General features: G+C 43.1%; 13 protein-coding genes and 1 tRNA gene. 4 read left to right on the forward strand and 10 right to left on the reverse strand.

All coding sequences use genetic code 11. The features are described 5' to 3' along the window. Positions 1-20: 20 nt before the first annotated feature. Genes ACRD6K_RS06595 through ACRD6K_RS06605 form a run of 3 tightly spaced genes read right to left on the reverse strand, consistent with a single transcriptional unit; the run spans position 21 to position 2,960 of the window. The gene (locus ACRD6K_RS06595) at positions 21-539 is read right to left on the reverse strand and encodes a methyltransferase domain-containing protein (protein WP_430972599.1); all 519 of its coding nucleotides are present in this window, start codon (positions 537-539) and stop codon (positions 21-23) included. Beyond that, positions 532-1,686 carry a glycosyltransferase gene (locus ACRD6K_RS06600; protein WP_430972600.1) on the reverse strand — a complete coding sequence of 385 codons (1,155 nt, stop codon included), beginning with the start codon at positions 1,684-1,686 and terminating at the stop codon, positions 532-534. Before ACRD6K_RS06600 ends, ACRD6K_RS06595 begins: the two co-directional genes overlap by 8 nt. After that, positions 1,683-2,960: a glycosyltransferase family 4 protein gene (locus tag ACRD6K_RS06605; RefSeq protein ID WP_430972601.1), complete on the reverse strand. Its 1,278-nt coding sequence runs from the start codon at positions 2,958-2,960 to the stop codon at positions 1,683-1,685. The genes ACRD6K_RS06600 and ACRD6K_RS06605 overlap by 4 nt, the downstream gene beginning before the upstream one ends. Before the next feature lie 72 nt (positions 2,961-3,032). Here ACRD6K_RS06605 and ACRD6K_RS06610 point away from each other — a divergent pair, with 72 nt between their 5' ends. The 3 genes from ACRD6K_RS06610 to ACRD6K_RS06620 are packed head-to-tail and all read left to right on the forward strand — an operon-like array spanning position 3,033 to position 5,665. After that, entirely contained in the window at positions 3,033-4,133 is a 1,101-nt protein-coding gene (locus tag ACRD6K_RS06610; protein ID WP_430972602.1) for a DegT/DnrJ/EryC1/StrS family aminotransferase, read from the forward strand. Between the two features lie 3 nt (positions 4,134-4,136). Beyond that, positions 4,137-4,709, forward strand: coding sequence for an acyltransferase (locus tag ACRD6K_RS06615; protein ID WP_299579083.1), 573 nt, complete (start codon positions 4,137-4,139; stop codon positions 4,707-4,709). Beyond that, on the forward strand, positions 4,709-5,665 hold the full coding sequence (locus ACRD6K_RS06620) for a Gfo/Idh/MocA family oxidoreductase (RefSeq protein WP_430972603.1): 957 nt from the start codon (positions 4,709-4,711) through the stop codon (positions 5,663-5,665). The genes ACRD6K_RS06615 and ACRD6K_RS06620 overlap by 1 nt, the downstream gene beginning before the upstream one ends. Positions 5,666-5,726: 61 nt before the next feature. Here the strand turns inward: ACRD6K_RS06620 and ACRD6K_RS06625 are convergent, their stop codons facing one another. The 7 genes from ACRD6K_RS06625 to ACRD6K_RS06655 all read right to left on the reverse strand — a co-directional run bounded on the left by ACRD6K_RS06625 (position 5,727) and on the right by ACRD6K_RS06655 (position 15,871). Beyond that, complete coding sequence (locus ACRD6K_RS06625; protein WP_299579088.1) at positions 5,727-6,200, reverse strand: hypothetical protein; 474 nt, start codon at positions 6,198-6,200, stop codon at positions 5,727-5,729. Positions 6,201-6,724: 524 nt separating this feature from the next. Beyond that, a complete protein-coding gene (locus ACRD6K_RS06630; protein ID WP_299579090.1) occupies positions 6,725-6,976 on the reverse strand; it encodes an LPXTG cell wall anchor domain-containing protein in 252 nt (83 codons plus the stop codon). A gap of 110 nt (positions 6,977-7,086) precedes the next feature. After that, complete coding sequence (locus ACRD6K_RS06635; RefSeq protein ID WP_430972604.1) at positions 7,087-9,156, reverse strand: tetratricopeptide repeat protein; 2,070 nt, start codon at positions 9,154-9,156, stop codon at positions 7,087-7,089. Between the two features lie 2 nt (positions 9,157-9,158). Continuing rightward, positions 9,159-10,085, reverse strand: a complete 927-nt coding sequence (locus ACRD6K_RS06640; protein WP_299579094.1) for a glycosyltransferase family 2 protein — start codon at positions 10,083-10,085, stop codon at positions 9,159-9,161. 110 nt (positions 10,086-10,195) lie between these two features. Continuing rightward, complete coding sequence (locus ACRD6K_RS06645; protein WP_430972605.1) at positions 10,196-11,545, reverse strand: Gfo/Idh/MocA family protein; 1,350 nt, start codon at positions 11,543-11,545, stop codon at positions 10,196-10,198. Between the two features lie 15 nt (positions 11,546-11,560). Next, positions 11,561-13,093 (reverse strand): SUMF1/EgtB/PvdO family nonheme iron enzyme, encoded by a 1,533-nt coding sequence (locus ACRD6K_RS06650; protein ID WP_430972606.1) that lies wholly within the window; start codon positions 13,091-13,093, stop codon positions 11,561-11,563. A 216-nt stretch (positions 13,094-13,309) separates the two neighbouring features. Further along, positions 13,310-15,871, reverse strand: a complete 2,562-nt coding sequence (locus ACRD6K_RS06655; protein WP_430972607.1) for a LamG-like jellyroll fold domain-containing protein — start codon at positions 15,869-15,871, stop codon at positions 13,310-13,312. A 163-nt stretch (positions 15,872-16,034) separates the two neighbouring features. Here ACRD6K_RS06655 and ACRD6K_RS06660 point away from each other — a divergent pair. After that, a tRNA-Val gene (locus ACRD6K_RS06660) sits at positions 16,035-16,109 on the forward strand. Positions 16,110-16,294 lie beyond the last annotated feature (185 nt).

Genomic DNA, 16,294 nt, shown 5'->3' on the forward strand with positions numbered 1-16,294 from the left:
ACTGAAGCCTGCTAGAAAAGTTAAGATTTTCGCTCAGCATAGACAGCATAAAACCGGGGCGTCAGCGCTCTAAGAATCGAACGCACACCATTGAACTGAAAGGGGGGTACCCATTTTTCCCGTGCCTTAATCTCCCAGCCGGCTTTCTCCAACATCATGTCCAGCTGCCAGCTCTCAAACTCATGATAATGTTGATCGTAAGGATCAGAGGCATTTCGGTACGCTTTTGCAAACCAAAGTTTCAACGGAACAGTGACCACCAATTTTTGGGCTTTTGTTTGCTGCATGATGGAAAAAGGCGAAACCAAATGCTCCAGCACCTCAAAAGCAGTAAGCACCTCATAGTCATAATCATTTACTTTTTGAGGCTCTAAATCGAAGTCGAAACCATGCCCATTTTGAATTTGATAGTCGCGCGAAGACAAATAGTCTGATAATTCATTGGGAGTACCTAAATCCAGCACACGAAGTTCCTTGGACAGGCATTTATTGAGAAAAGCCTCCGTTTTTTTAAACCGAAATAATTTGAGTTTATTCATGGTAAATTGCTTGCAATTTGAGTTTATCTTTATCCCAATTGTATTTCTCAGCGACCAACGGACGCCCCTTTGCAAATGACTTTAAATCATAGCCTCCATCAATAATCTGCTGCATTACTCCAGCTAAATGATCGATATCCGAAAACGGATAAATCCATCCACCACAAGCCTCATTTATTATTCGCTCAATGGGTTGACAGTTCGACGCCAAAATCGGCTTCTCAGTATAGAGGTACTGAAATAATTTATGAGGGATGGTCGTATCGGTATGGTCACTCTTAACATGAGGTATAAGCGCCACATCAGACTCTGCAATCAATTTCAATAATTCCTGTCGATCGCGCCACCCATAGAAACATATTTTGTTTTCAATATTTAACTCTCTGGCCAGCTCCCTTAATTTCCTTAAGTAACGCCCCGTACCAACAATCCGTATCTCAAAATTTTCAGACTTTACAAGCGATACAGCCTGAAGCACATACTGCAACCCACGATGATAAGTGACACCACCACCATAAACAAATCGGATTTTAGAGTCAGGCCTGGTATGCGATTCAAAGACAAACTCCTCCAAATTTTGTGTATTCGAAACAACATGCACCTTTGATTCATCCACCCCCAGACCGACAACCCGCTCTTTGGCTTCTTCAACTACCACAACTACCTCGTCTGCCCGGAGAAGGTATCTTTTTTCATAGGCTTTCCATTGCTTGACCGAGAACAGTAACTTGCCCAAAAAAGTTTTAGTATGTTCTGAGATTTCCAGCAAAGCAGGCCAATTTTCATGCAAATCCAATATAAACCGTACACCAAAACGCTTTTTAATTCTGAAACCAACGGTCGCTAATGGCAAATCATGCACATGAATAGCATCATACTTATAATCAGCAAACAAACGATTAACACGTTTGCTCCAAAAATTAAAATAGAAGGGGAAAGCTAAAACTCCAACACTTGACTTACGCACAAACTCGTTGATCTCAAACCGATGAATAATCGTTGAACCAAAGCTATTTATCTTTTTATTTTCCTTTGTTTTCAGACAAGCGATATGTACTTCGTGCCCTTCTTCCTGCAGTGAATGAATCTCATTTTCAACCCGGGTATCCGGTGGAAAATTATTTTCCAGCAACATCAATATCTTCATAAAGCAATCTCCTGTACTAATTTTCGGGTAAGTTCCCTTCTTGAATATTTGGTAGCCCGATCTCTACTGATCTCAAAGCGTCCTTGCAAGTTTTCAATCAGCATTTTTTTTATGCCTTCCGAATCACTGTACTCAAACAACAAACCACAGCCTGTCTCCCGAATCACTTCCTCCAAGTCGCCCCCCACCGGACCGATAGCAAGCACCGGTTTTCCCGAGGCCAGGTATTCATAAAATTTTCCTGTAACAATACCTCTATTATTTTCGATTTTGGGAATGATCAGCAACTGAATCGACGATTTCAGCAAATAACTGACTGATCGGGCATGATCGACATAGCCAACCAAATCGAGTTCAATCAACGGAAGTTCCCGCCGGATTCGATCCACAATTGCTGGAGGCATATTGCCAACCAGACGAAATAAGATATTCTTCTGCTGTTGCTCATCCAATTCCTGAAGCGCTTTCAGCAAGCCATCCATATCATAGGCTGTTGAAATGGTTCCGGTATAAGTTATCACAAACTTCTCATCAGTCACCGGGACGCTTACGGCAAAGTCCTCTTCATCGTAGCCATTAGGAATCACCGCTAGCTTTGAATCGGCTACGCCACCAAGTTTTTCACCAAACAACCGCTTCAAGGCTTTGCTTACCGTCACAATCTGATCTGCCGCCTGAAGCACGTTCAACTCCATTGCCCGATCCCTCTTTTTTGCCCAAGAGCTTCGATAAAGCTCGTTATAATAATAAATATCAGTCCATGGATCCCGCAGATCGGCCACCCAACGAATACCAAGTTTCTTTTTGAGTTTTAGCCCAATCAGCTGCGTTGAATGTGGCGGACTGGTAGTAATCACAGTATCAATCTGATGTTCCCGAATTAGCTCAACAGCCTTTTGATAAGCAAAACGATTCCAGCCCTTTCGGGGATCGGGGATAAAAAAATTACCACGAACCACCTTGGCCATCTTCTGCAAAAAAGACTCTTCCTGCTGGTTCGAAAAACCCCCATAAGGAATTTCTCCCTTTCCAATCAGCTTTCTGTATAAATCATACAGCTCAACGGTTTTCGTTGTATAAACCAACACCTCATCCGTCACCTCCTTCTGCAGACTTTCGTCGCGCTGCGCGTAACTTGCACGGCTGGGATCAACGGTGAGCACAATGGGTTGAACCCCAAACGAAGACAAATACTTGGTGAATTTCAGCCACCGCTGAACACCCGCCCCTCCGCTTGGCGGCCAATAATATGTTATAATGAGGACTTTCTTCATGAATCACTTTGTTGAGCAAATGTAATAATCTTACCTGAATTCCATTATTTTTGTAAAACTATTCAGAATCCTATGCAATTCAACGATCTCAACAAACAATATAAATCCTACCAACCCGAAATTGATGCCGCGATTCAAGGAGTAATTGACTCATCATCGTTCATCAACGGGCAGGAAATTCAGCTGCTTGAAAAAGAGCTGGCCGAATTTGCAGGCGTCAAACATGCTGTTGCCTGCAGCTCAGGCACCGATGCTTTGCTTTTGTCCCTCATGGCCTTAAACATTCAGCCCGGCGATGAAATTATCTGCCCAGCTTTCAGCTTCATTGCCTCTGCCTCAATGGTTAGTTTTTACAAAGCCCGCCCGGTTTTTGTCGATGTTTCGCCCTTGGATTTTAACATTGACCCGGCAAAGATTGAGGCTAAAATCACTACTCGAACCAAAGGAATTATTGCGGTTTCGCTTTACGGACAATGCGCTGACTTTGATACGATCAATGCAATCGCCCGAAAATACGATCTTTGGGTGATTGAAGATGGAGCTCAATCGTTTGGAGGCATCTATAAAGGTAAACGTTCTGGTTCGCTGACCGACTTGGCAACCACTAGCTTTTTCCCGGCCAAACCATTGGGATGCTACGGCGATGGAGGTGCCATTTTCACCAACGACGAAGCCAAGGCGATGAAGTTGAAGCTACTGCGCTCGCACGGTCAGGAAAAACGCTACATCCATAAGCACATCGGAATTAACGGACGAATAGACACCCTGCAGGCAGCCATCCTCCGGGTAAAGCTAAAGTACTTCGAACGGGAAATTGCCATCCGCCAGGAAGCTGCCATGCACTACGCCCAACTGCTGGAAGGTCAGGTATTACTCCCTGAAGAAGCAGAAGGACGTAAAAGTGTTTGGGCCCAGTTTACCGTCATGATTGAAAATCGGGACCAAGTGCGTGAAAAGCTTGCTGAAAAAAACATTCCAACTGCCGTGCACTATCCGGTTATTCTTCCAAAACAAGAAGCTTTCCGCGATGATGTACTGACAAATGAAAAATATGAAGTGGCCGGGTTACTGGCTGAAACCGTTCTTTCCTTACCTATTCATGGGTTTATTACAAGCGAAGAAATTGAATGCGTTGCCCAAGCCTTAATTGAAGCCATCAAAGAAAATCAGTAAAACATGACGACACCTTACTTTTCACACGAAACTGCCATTATCGACCAAGGCGCCAACATTGGTTCAGGCACTAAAATCTGGCATTTTTGCCATGTTATGCCACAAGCCCAGATTGGGGAAGACTGCATTTTAGGTCAAAACGTATTTGTAGGCGGAAAAGCACATATTGGCGATCGCGTCAAAATTCAGAACAATGTAAGTGTTTACGATTCTGTCATCTTGGAAGACGATGTGTTTTGCGGCCCCAGCTGCGTATTCACCAATGTTATCAACCCGCGGTCATTTGTCGAACGGAAAACCGAATACTTGGAAACCCGTGTAAAAAAAGGCGTTTCAATTGGAGCCAATGCCACCATCGTTTGCGGAGTTACTATTGGCGAATACGCCTTTATTGGAGCCGGAGCTGTAGTAACCAAGAATGTCAAGCCTTACGCCCTCATGGTAGGCGTTCCGGCAGTTCAGAAAGGCTGGGTCAGCCGATCGGGAGCTGTTCTGGACGAGCAGTTAACCTGCCCGGAAACCGGAGAACACTATCAACTTAAAAACGAACAACTCAGTTTAAAATCCCCCCTGTAATGACATATATAAATACACCAAAAACCTTTGGATTAATCGGTGCTGCCGGATACATTGCTCCGCGACACATCAATGCAATTAAAGAAAACAACGGACAATTATGCGCCGCGCTGGATCGGTTTGATAGCGTTGGCATTCTGGATCGTTATTTTCCCGAAGCTGATTTTTTCACCGAACCCGAACGCTTTGACCGCTACCTTTATAAACGTCAGCGCAACGGCCAGGCACTTAATTATGTATCAATCTGTTCACCCAACTACCTGCACGATGCACACATCCGAATGGCCCTGCGTAACGGTTCGGATGCCATTTGCGAGAAACCCTTGGTATTGAACCCTTGGAATGTGGATGCCTTACAGCAATTGGAAAAAGACACCAATCAGAGAATATACAATATCCTGCAGTTGAGGCTGCACCCGGCAATCATTGCCTTACGCGATAAAATCAATCAAGCACCAGCTGATCAGGTTTTTGATATTGATCTTACTTACATTACCTCGCGCGGAAAGTGGTATTACGAAAGCTGGAAAGGAGATCTCTCCAAGTCAGGCGGAATTACCACCAATATCGGAATCCATTTTTTCGATATGCTTCAGTGGATTTTTGGGCAAGCGGAACAAAGTACAGTTCATGTTCTTGAAGCGGACAAAGCAGCCGGTTTTCTTCAACTCAAAAAAGCCCGTGTACGCTGGTTTCTCAGCCTCGACTTCGAAGACATTCCACAAGCAGCCAAAGACAAAGGCCTGCGAACCTACCGTTCAATAACAGTTGGAAATAAAGAAATTGAATTCAGCGGTGGCTTTACTGATTTGCATACCCAAACCTACCAGCACATCTTAAACGGACAAGGCTATGGATTGGACGATGCAAAAGCCTGTATTGAATTGGGACACCAGATCCGCAACAGCCAGCCCAAAGGACTAACCGGAGATTTTCATCCCTTTTTAAAGTACTAAAAAAGCCGCTCCTGGGGGGAAGCGGCTTAAAATTTTTGCTGTTTAATTATTTCAATGAGGCTTAGTTCAAAATGTTCTTGTATTGGTCATTTACCAATTCGGGAAGAAATCCGGCAATCAAACCCAAAGCCTTCTCCCGATCCACTCGAGACATGGAAATGATTTCCTGGCTATTCAACCGGTTTGAATCAATTACCTGCGCATTCAAGTTTTCAGGCACAAGCATTTCGCCTGCTTTCATCGAACGTGCACCAAACCCTTTTTCAGTATTTACATACTTCACTTCGAAGTAGTTGGTGCGAATGATATATTCTTCTCCTTTTTTAGTCTCTCTCAACAAAACCTGAACGGGTCTTTTCGACTCTCCGTAAGTAATCTCCCAGCTTTGCTGGTAAGTTTTTGATGGTTCAAAGTTTTCTTTAGATGAGATTTTATAATCATCAACAAAAGTTGATTTACCGCTAGCCATTACACTTAAAGAACATACAAACAAAGCAACAAATAAGAAGCCGATAATTCTGTTATTCCTTTTCATGACAAATTGTTTTAAATAGTGATTGTTTAACACTGGCAAAAATAGGTAGCCCACACACACAAAATCCTGACAAATCGCATGTTTTATTTTTGTTAAAAAGAATCAACTTTCAAATTGAAAGTAAAAACTCATTTACAATTCACAAAATTTACAAAAAATAGAAAACAGAGTGAATTGAAACAAGAATAGAAGCCTAATATCTTATAGTTTTCAAAAACATGCTCTAGAGCATATTTTCTGAAATAAAGGGACATACAAAACTAAATCATGGACAAGAATCAAGAAAAAGTGCCGAATGAATTTCAGGTTTCAAGGGAGAGCGAGAAGCAACTTTCAAATTGAAAGCAAAAACAGCACTTTCAATAACACCAAAAGAATTGTAATAAAAAACTTGCATCTTTATTGTTAACTAGCGCGTTCGAAATCGACAATACACCCGCATTCGCCCCAGTTTGGTTTCAAAATGACAAAAAAAAGCCCCATGACGAATCATGGAGCTTGGCATGCATAGGCAAGCCTTGCAATTACTTTTTCTTCTTTTTAGCCACAAAGTAAGCTCCGGCGCCGATTACAACCACAGCAGCAATAGCAATAACCGCTGTTGAGCTTCCGCCATTGGCTTCTTCTTCGGCTTCGTAAAACACAGGATCCATATCATCAATTGATAAAGTATCCTCCATTTCAAATAAATCTTCCTCTTCCTGTGCAGACACAGGACTAAATGCTCCAACGGCCATCATACCGACCAAAGCTAAAATCAATAGTAGTCTTTTCATTTTATTTCCCTTTTTAGTTATTATCGTTTCAGATGCCAGTCAATCAATTTCATTTATCAGATCAATCAAAAGTAGACTGATCGCCACCGACCCCTTTTCTTCAATCTATTTTAATCCATATCATTAAGATACTCCCAATATTTATCTACAATCTCCGGATGCGACTCCTGGTATGTTTCGGCCAAGGCCCGAATAGCAGGCTTGTACCGGGGATTGATTCTCAAGCAAGTCTTGAGCAATTCCCGCGCTTTCTCCGGCTGAGTCTGATCGTATATCTTGGCGAGCTCAACGTAAGCACTAAAATACTTTGGATTAACCTCCAGCAAGTGCTCAAAATAATAGCTGGCTACAACCATGTCATTCTCCCCGGAAGCCAGCTGCCCCATCAGCTTCAAAGCGGGCTCATAATTCGGATTCACATTCAATGCTTTTGCAAGCACTTCTTTAGCCGCCTTATCTTTGCCCTGCAAACTTAAGGTTTTTCCTAATCGATAGTAAATATGCTCGTCTTTTTTATAATGGCCCAAAGCTTCGCTAAACAGTTGCTCTGCCCTATCGTACTCCTTATTATGTAGTGCTTCAACCCCAAAATACGAAGCTTTTGACTTGCGCTTAACAACAGCACAAACCGGCACATCATCCACTTCAACCACATGAATAGTTCCTTCGGGCGGGAAATTACCATTACGCAACTGTTCCGGTCGGATGTAGCTATTCCCAACAATGGCATAATCCCAGTTCTTATCACTCCGGAATTGGTATTGAAAATAGTCAAACTGCAAGTTGGGATGATCCTTCAGATACCAATCTACCGGAAAATTACTTCCCACAATAACCCTTCCTTTCAAGTTGTTTTCATCCAAATAGTCTTCCAACCACTCTGCACCACTTCGCATCGAATGGTAATAATAATCCGTTTCATAATAGCCATAGGCGCCTTTTAAGCCACCGACCAACGGATTGTAGTATAAATAGTAATACGGATGCGCTTTTACCATAAACCGGACGGGATGCACCAAAGCAAGGACAAAAAGAAGCAGAACAGCTCCTTTTACCCACTTCAACTTCACCTGTAGCAAAAACTCATGAATTCCAACAGCTGCTAAAATGACCAACCCAGGATAAATAAACTGAAAATGCCGCCATCCGCCATACAGGTTTGAATTTAACAGCAAAACCCATAGCACCGGAAATCCGGTAGTAAAAATCAAAAAGAAATAAGTCAGGCGATGTTTCTCCCGAATAATGGACTTGCCATAAACCGCAAACAAAATCAGCCCTCCAAAAACCACCAAAGGAATGGTTATCAGCAAATATTTAGGCAAATAGTACCACGGTTTAAAATCAGACCAAATGAATTCGCCTTCAAAAATCTGACGAATCGTGGTGGGAAAATCAGTCATAACCTGATACGACTCCCAGGGGTTTACAATGGGATTTTGCAGAGCATACGGCCAAAGCAAAAGCCCCAGCAAATAGCCGGCAGCCGAAAACACCACTAATTTCAAAAACGTCCGCTGAACATCAGCCCACTTTATCTGCCTTCGGTCGAAGTACTCCAACAAATAAAAAAGCACCCCGGCGAAGAGCAGATAAAAGGCTAATAAGATTCCTCCTGCCCTGATACTGACGGAAAAAGCAATACTCGCAATTAAAAGTGAAATCGAAATCGTAGAGTGTGGCTTAAAACTGGCATAGGTTAATCTCAGTGTAAAAAATACACCGGCAATATAAGCCAGAGCAAAAGGAATGTCTTTTAAATTATTTTGTAGATGCCCCAAAAAACGGGGCGAAACAGCAAACAGCAATAAGGTAATAATTCCGGCGCGATAGCCTTTGAGCCAAACGGCAAACAAGCCAGCCACCAAAATACACAGCCAACCAATAAAACTGCTGAACAGATGTCGAAAAGCATACACCTCTTCAATACCCAGCCAGTGAATCAGAATGGTGGCCATATTGTCGGGGGTTTGCCCATAATACTGCAAGTGCGTTTTAGGCGTATTCAACGCATCGCGGTCTTTCCCAAAAGTGGCAAAGTATTCGTAAACCTCTTCCGAATGCAGATAGTGCACTTCTTCATCACCTGAAATACCAGCATCGCGACTGATGAACAACAAGCTCACCAGCATGATCAATGCCGACATATAAAATAGTATTTTCAGATGACGTTCGCGCATGTTTATTGCTCTTCAGAAGAATAAATGGTTTTAATGAAATAAAGGGGACGTTTCTGCGATTCTTTGTAAATCCGGTAAACATACTCGCCAACCACCCCCAGAAAAATCAACTGAATAGATCCCAGGAAGTAGATGCTAAGCACCGTGGAAGACCAACCCAAAAGGGCAAATCCCATAAATTTGGCAATCAGCACATAGATGCCGGCCAGCAGAAACACCACTGTTCCTATCAAGCCTAAGGTCAGGCACAGCCGGATGGGGAATTTGGAGAAGGAAAAAATAGCATCGGCAGCCAGCAGAAACAATTTCCCCAAGGTCATTTTGGGCTCTCCCTGCAAGCGATCTTCCCGCACATAATCAACAAATCCCTGCTGAAAACCAACAAAACTCCGCAATCCCGGCAAGTAGCGCACCCGCTCTTCCATCGACAACAAAGCTGCCAGTGCTTTTCGGTTCATCATTGAAAAGTTGCCGGCATTCTCCAACACTTCCATATGAGTCATGGCTTTAAACAGACGATGGAAAATGCCGGTCATCCAATTTTTTGCCCGGTTGCCCTTACGCGCCAACCGTCGGCCATTCACAATATCATACTGATCCTGCGATAGTTTCTGATACATTTGCAAGAGTAACTCCGGAGGATCCTGTAAATCACCATCCATCATGGCCACATAGTCGCCCGAAGCATTTTCAAGCCCGGCAGTGAACGCGGCCTGATGACCAAAATTTTTGGACAGTTGAATCACTTTTATCCGACGATCTTTTTGCTGATGATTGACCAGTTTCTGCAGACTGCTGTCCACACTTCCGTCATCAACCAAAATCAATTCAAAGTCGTCCGGAATTTGCTCCAGCGCTTTAATTGTCCGGGGAACTAACTCATCAATAAGTTCTTCTTCATTGAAAATTGGAATGACCAGAGAGACCATAGGCTATTTTTTAGTTTTACACCATTAACTCCACTTTCCTTAGGTTAGACGGGGGAAACTGGAGCTTCCCCCGTCTTTGGTAAATAGTGGTTTAATTGGCTCAGGTATTATCAAGCTTTGTGTGCTGTTCCCGGCACAGGAACAGGAAATTCCATCTCTACCGGACCAAATTTCATCTCCTTTGGTCCCAAATCCATATCCGATTTAAATATCTCATCCCAAGTTACCTTCTGTCCGGTATAAGCGGCTGTCCGCCCCATAATAGCAGTCAGGGTTGAAATGGCTGTTTGCTCCGCTTCATTCACGTACTCACCCGTACGAATGGCATGAACCAAGTGCATATGCTCCTGTACATAAGGTGGGATTTTCACCTTCGTCATGGGCTGCCCATCCTCTCCTTCCGGATATTCAAATTGCCATTTCACCGTCCCATCCAGGTTCCAGATGGTATTCTGGCAGTTGGTGTAACCTTCCGTTCCAACAATCATCTCCCCCGTTCCATTCGCACAATTATCAATCTGCCGGCTCATACTGTGAGAACTAAGTCCGTTTCCGTAGTCGAAGTCAATGCTGAAAAAATCATACTGATCCCCCGTCAAACGTCGGGCACGACCACCATAACCAATCGCACTTTCGGGCTGTCTTCCCACAAACCAGTTGATCACATCAATGTTGTGAACATGGGTATCTAAAATATGATCGCCACACAACCAGCAAAAGTTATTCCAATTGCGAAGCATGTAAGTCATATCATCCCAGCCTTCCTCACGCGTGCGAAACCAAACATGATTCTGGTTCCAAAACGCTTTGGCCGAGGTAATTTTTCCGATGGCTCCGTTAGCCACCTGCTTGTACGTTTCAATATAATCTTCCTGGTGACGACGCTGCGTTCCGGTAACTACATTCATTCCAATCGCTTCCGCTTTTTTTGCTGTGGCAATTACCGAGCGAATACCAACCGGATCAACCGCCATTGGCTTCTCTAAAAAGACGTGCTTCTGTTGCTTAACGGCCTCCTTGAAATGCTCGGGTCGAAATTGCGGAGGTGTTGCCAGCAACACCACATCCACCTCTTTCAGCGCCATCAGCTTCTGGTAAGCGTCAAAGCCAACAAAACAGTTTTCCTCCGGAATGGGACGTTTATAGCCTGCAAAACGCTTACGGCAAGCATCAATTTTATCCTGAAATACATCAGCCAATGCCACAATTTCCAAATCAGGCCCGGCACTAATAAAATTAATCGCCGCACCGGTTCCCCGATTTCCGGCACCTACCAAACCAGCCCGCAGCTTTTTTCCGGCAGGAGCCGCTTTCAAAATAGGTGGCAAGCCTAAAACCTGAGCATCTTTCGTATTCTTACAGGATGATAAAACGGCTCCGGCTCCAATCACGCCAATTCCGGCAAATGCTGTGGCCTCAAGAAACCGGCGTCGGTTAATATTTTTTGATTTATTGGTCATGACTTTGATCTTATTTTATTGCTCAATTGATTCTTCCACTTCACAAACAACACGGAAACCAACTTCCACCACATCCGAATACCACCAAATGGATTTAGGCATCTGTGGGTCAGTCATCAACCACGCTTTTGTTTTTGTATAGTCACGCGCTGCACTGCGCACATCTTTCGCATCACTCTTAAACGATCCACCACGCACCACATGCTCGCGTCCGTTCTTAGGTCCTCTCGGATCAACCACAAGCTTCTCCTTGGCATATTCCTTATAAATGGCCGGATCATAAAAATCCAGACAGAACTCCGCCACATTACCCGAAAGGTTTTTCAGTCCAAACGCATTGGGACGAACCGAATTAGGCTCTTTGGTTTGCCCATCGCTATTAAGCTCGTAAGCCACATAAGTATTGATAAGGGTGGTATCGGGTGAAAATATTTTTCTGAAAATACCGGTGGCTGAATAGTCCTTCGGACTGCCTTCAAAGAAATACGGCGTTTGACTTCCTGCTCGACAAACATATTCCCATTCCGCTTCGGTTGGGAGCCGATATTTCTTACCGGTAACCTGACTCAGCCAGCGACAATACGTATTGGCCGCTTTCCAACTCATGGTAATCGCAGGTTTGGATCCTCTTCCCCAGCCCTGGTCCGGTGCTCCCCATGGAGGTGTTGGGCCAGTAATACCATCCACTTCTTCATCCACCTCAAGGGCTTCTTTCCTACCTTGTGAGGATGTCGCATTGAAAAACGCCAGGTATTCATCCCAACTCACTTCAACTTTTCCCATCCAGAAGTTCGACACTTGCGCATTAAAAACAGGTCCTTCGTCCGAATCACGCAGAGGCTCATCGTCAGGACTTCCCATCTGAAAAGTGCCTCCAGGCACAGCAACCATTTCAAAGGATACACTGGTTCCTGGGATTTTCTCCGTAAAACTTTCAAAGGATTCAACCTGCGTCGGCGCTTCGTAAATTTCCGTATTCGCTTCGGCAAGCTTCCCAAAACTCAGGTTGTGTTCGTGCTTGGCATTCGGATCATGATGCCCCACATGCAGGTGACAGTTGATGCAGCGCAACTCTTCCTTGCTTGTCAAGTAATATAGGTGAGCATCATCTCCTTCCGGAGACAAGGTGGTAGGAAATAAATTCTGGTGACACTTCAAACAGGCATCTTCATAAACAAAATGCCGGGCATTCTCAAGTTTTCGTTTTTCTTCCCATTTGTAGTCAGCGCTGTCTTTAAACAACATGCCATAAACGTCTTTAAAGCCATGTTTTGCTTTGGCTGCCAGGTGACCATGTCCTTTGGGAGGTAAATGACACTCGACACAATGCACAATAACTCCGGCACTATTATTATAATGGGTAGAAAGTTTCCAACTCTGCTCTGCATGCGGATGCACATGACAAGACATACAATAATCATCCGTCTCCGTGTATTCAATGGCTTTGTTCCCTAAATTCAGAACAACTACACAAGCTATGATGCCAATGAATATGAAGCCTGCATAAATTCGTTTGCCACTCCACATTCTTTCTAACTTCAATTTCATCAAGGTCTCAATTATAGTTTTTGGTAAATTAGTGACCTGAATCTAAAAGAAGGCAGTTACCCACCCTTTAATCCTGACTTAGGCAGTGGTTAATGATGGGTTAATAAATGGGTTAATTTTGTATTTTCGCTCAAAAACACAAAGCCATAAAAGACTGATAAATAAAAACATAAAAGATTAATAAAAAAAATTAACCCTCTTGAAAAAAAGCTAAGTTTAAGACTTGAGAAGATCGTCAAAAGTAAGCTCTAATTTTTCACCATAAAGTTCTTCATAAAGCGAAGCAAACTTCTCATAGGTGTATTTGGCGGTATTGAGGTTATCCTGAATGACCAGTGCACGAAGCTTAAAAGACAGGGCCTGATCATTAATCGGGTCAGTAACCAGAATCCGGTCAGCCAGCTTTAAAATCAGTTCATGATCAGTCTGTGGATCTAACAAATGAATAAACTTCAGCAGATTATCAACAATATTATTCCCCACATTGCCTTTGTAGTCATCCAGCCAATCATGCGATTCATCCTTAAACACTTCACCACCACGAATAATCTTATAGAAATCCAGATAAAAGCCGGGCTCCTTTTCTTTATTTTCATTCAGCAACTTCAGGCATTCTGCATAATCACAATAAACGGCCTTACTGAATTGAATGGTCCAGCGATCAACATTAAAAACCACTTCAACCTGATCCATTCGCTCCAAGATGATTCTCAACTTACGAATCGTAACGCCCCGGCTGTTTTTAGCATTCTGATAACTCAAATCAGGCCAAAGAATCCGAGACAGTTCCTTCGTTGAAATTCCTTTCCGGTTATGCTGTGAATAAACAAGAACCAACAAAAACAGCTGTTTAATTTTGGGCGTGAATTGTCCGGTAATGTCCGTTCCTTCAGCATCCACCACTCGAAAATCGCCAAAAAGTTGTATGAAGTTTTTTTCCGGGTAATCATGAAGCTCATCGTCCAGTTCCTTCAGCTTTTCAGGAGGCAGCAAACGCTTGCGCCCTAAACGAGCCGGCAGCTTCAGGTAGATAAGCAACAGAAAGACCAAGGCCAGAAAAATGACACCTATTTTTGACAGTAAAGGATAACGCAGAAATACATTCCGGCTTTGCGCCAAATCAACCAGATCTTTGCTCAAACTCCAGATTTCTTCTTCGCCAAGTGTTCGTGACCAAATCACCAGATCATCAATCTCCCCATTCATGTGCGCACTGGCAGCATAGCCAGCCATTCCTAAATAGATGTTTTCGCGCCCTTTGTACGAAGGATGCCCCAACGAACGACTATCCAACTTTCCGTCCACAAAAATGGCTTGTTCACCGGTCAATTTATTGTATCGCCACACCAGGTGATACCAGCGTCCTGTTTCAAGGATGGTTTTTCCTTCCAAGTCATTGGAATAAAATCCGAAATAAGGTTTCCGGTTGCGCAACACCAAGTGAATCGATTGCTGATAAGAACTGCCCTTGGTTCCAATGATACTGATATCTTTATTATTCGTATCATAAGCATCAACCTTAACCCACGCCGAAACAGTAAAGTCATGATCCCTCAGTTTGAGATCTTCTGCTTTGGGCAATTCAATGAAACTTTCACTTTCAAAAACAGCCACCATCCCCCGCAAGGGATCATTTTTGTAGTGCACGCCAACATCTTTCCCATTAAACCCATTGATGCTATAGTCGATAGCTCCATTTTCGAAACCATAGTAAGCTTCCAGTCCTTCGGTAATATCCAACGGTACAGCCACAAAATGCTGTAGTTTATTTTGTTCCGGCTCTTCAAAAACAACCGTTTCGGGCTTAAACTGGTATCCCGGACTCTTAGGACTTAAGGTCAATGTTTCACCCGGACCTACCGGGAAGCAATATTTTCCACTGGTCAAACTATTGGTTCCTTCCCAACTCACATAATTCAGGGTTTGGGCATTGAAGGTCACCGTCCCCTTTATGGTATGAAAGCTTCGCAACTGATACAGCACCTGAATAATCCAACTCTGATACCGGTCCAACATGATGAAGTTGGGAGTCTTCCCGGTACTTTTCCAAACATTTTTCACATGTTCAATCAAGTAAGGATTTTGGGTTGTATTGAAAAACGAATCATCCGGACGACCAGCCCGCCTTGGGAAATTATAATCATTATAAATCAGCAGGTTGTTCTTGGGATCGCCTTTTAAAAATTCACCAATAAAATCAGGCGCTTCCAAAATAGAGAAATAAGGTTCAACAGCATAGTCCCAAACATAATGCAGCCAATCAGGACTGTTCCGATGTTGCTGCATCATAAAAACAACCACCCGCTTACCGGTTTCCACCATGTTTCTGAGCGTTGGCCATTCATTGTCCGACTCATGAATATAGAGATAGGGCAGGATCCCGGACTCTTCAACCACTTGACTCAACTCATTGGCATTCACATTAAAATCCAGAAACAAAGTCAATATTTTATCCGGCTTGGTCTCCAGGTGCTTCCGAATCAAAATAAGCTGATCCAGAAAGGGTGTTGACTGTCCACGCGAATTACGAAGCATCAACTGGTTTTGCTGTCGCTCCCATTCGAGGTAAAACCGAAATCCGCCAATGTTTGAATTCAATAATTGTTGAACAGATTGTGTTTCTTTTAAAGTAGCATCAGTTCCTGAAAAGTTAGAAATAACAAAAATGCTTTCATCATAATGCTTAAAGACAACGTCTTCAGCAGCCTTAACAGGCCATGAGGCGAGCCAAAATGAATAGAATAGGAGGATATATCTTATCAGTTGCTGTCTTTTCATAAATTTAGAAACAAGTACGATTCAAATTTAATCAAACAAAGATATAAAAAGGCTTGATTCATCACGATAGGTATCGCATGGGATTGCAAAGTATCATAAATCAATCCATTTTTTTGATAATTTAAAAACGGAATGATAATTTTTCTATTTTTGTGATTCGAAAGGGCTGTTAGCTCAGTTGGTTTAGAGCATTACCTTGACAGGGTAGGGGTCACTGGTTCGAATCCAGTACAGCCCACATAGTTATGACGAGTGACGGAATGGCAAGTAACAAACCTCAACATTGTTAGACAATGTGAAAGTTATTCAACATTTACCACTCTCCTGATTCTTTTCAGAAATTTGTTTTGTAAATCTTAAACTGAATTGGAACAAACTAAGTGGATAGATTATTCATTAAGGATCAGAACCGATATCTTGGTC

This window comes from Sunxiuqinia rutila (assembly GCF_050589705.1).
In the GTDB taxonomy this organism is placed as follows: domain Bacteria; phylum Bacteroidota; class Bacteroidia; order Bacteroidales; family Prolixibacteraceae; genus Sunxiuqinia; species Sunxiuqinia rutila.

Coding starts and splice junctions, on each gene's coding strand:
- ACRD6K_RS06595 (WP_430972599.1), bottom strand. CDS start 539: ATGAATAAACTCAAATTATTTCGGTTTAAAAAAACGGAGGCTTTTCTC.
- ACRD6K_RS06600 (WP_430972600.1), bottom strand. CDS start 1,686: ATGAAGATATTGATGTTGCTGGAAAATAATTTTCCACCGGATACCCGG.
- ACRD6K_RS06605 (WP_430972601.1), bottom strand. CDS start 2,960: ATGAAGAAAGTCCTCATTATAACATATTATTGGCCGCCAAGCGGAGGG.
- ACRD6K_RS06610 (WP_430972602.1), top strand. CDS start 3,033: ATGCAATTCAACGATCTCAACAAACAATATAAATCCTACCAACCCGAA.
- ACRD6K_RS06615 (WP_299579083.1), top strand. CDS start 4,137: ATGACGACACCTTACTTTTCACACGAAACTGCCATTATCGACCAAGGC.
- ACRD6K_RS06620 (WP_430972603.1), top strand. CDS start 4,709: ATGACATATATAAATACACCAAAAACCTTTGGATTAATCGGTGCTGCC.
- ACRD6K_RS06625 (WP_299579088.1), bottom strand. CDS start 6,200: ATGAAAAGGAATAACAGAATTATCGGCTTCTTATTTGTTGCTTTGTTT.
- ACRD6K_RS06630 (WP_299579090.1), bottom strand. CDS start 6,976: ATGAAAAGACTACTATTGATTTTAGCTTTGGTCGGTATGATGGCCGTT.
- ACRD6K_RS06635 (WP_430972604.1), bottom strand. CDS start 9,156: ATGCGCGAACGTCATCTGAAAATACTATTTTATATGTCGGCATTGATC.
- ACRD6K_RS06640 (WP_299579094.1), bottom strand. CDS start 10,085: ATGGTCTCTCTGGTCATTCCAATTTTCAATGAAGAAGAACTTATTGAT.
- ACRD6K_RS06645 (WP_430972605.1), bottom strand. CDS start 11,545: ATGACCAATAAATCAAAAAATATTAACCGACGCCGGTTTCTTGAGGCC.
- ACRD6K_RS06650 (WP_430972606.1), bottom strand. CDS start 13,093: ATGAAATTGAAGTTAGAAAGAATGTGGAGTGGCAAACGAATTTATGCA.
- ACRD6K_RS06655 (WP_430972607.1), bottom strand. CDS start 15,871: ATGAAAAGACAGCAACTGATAAGATATATCCTCCTATTCTATTCATTT.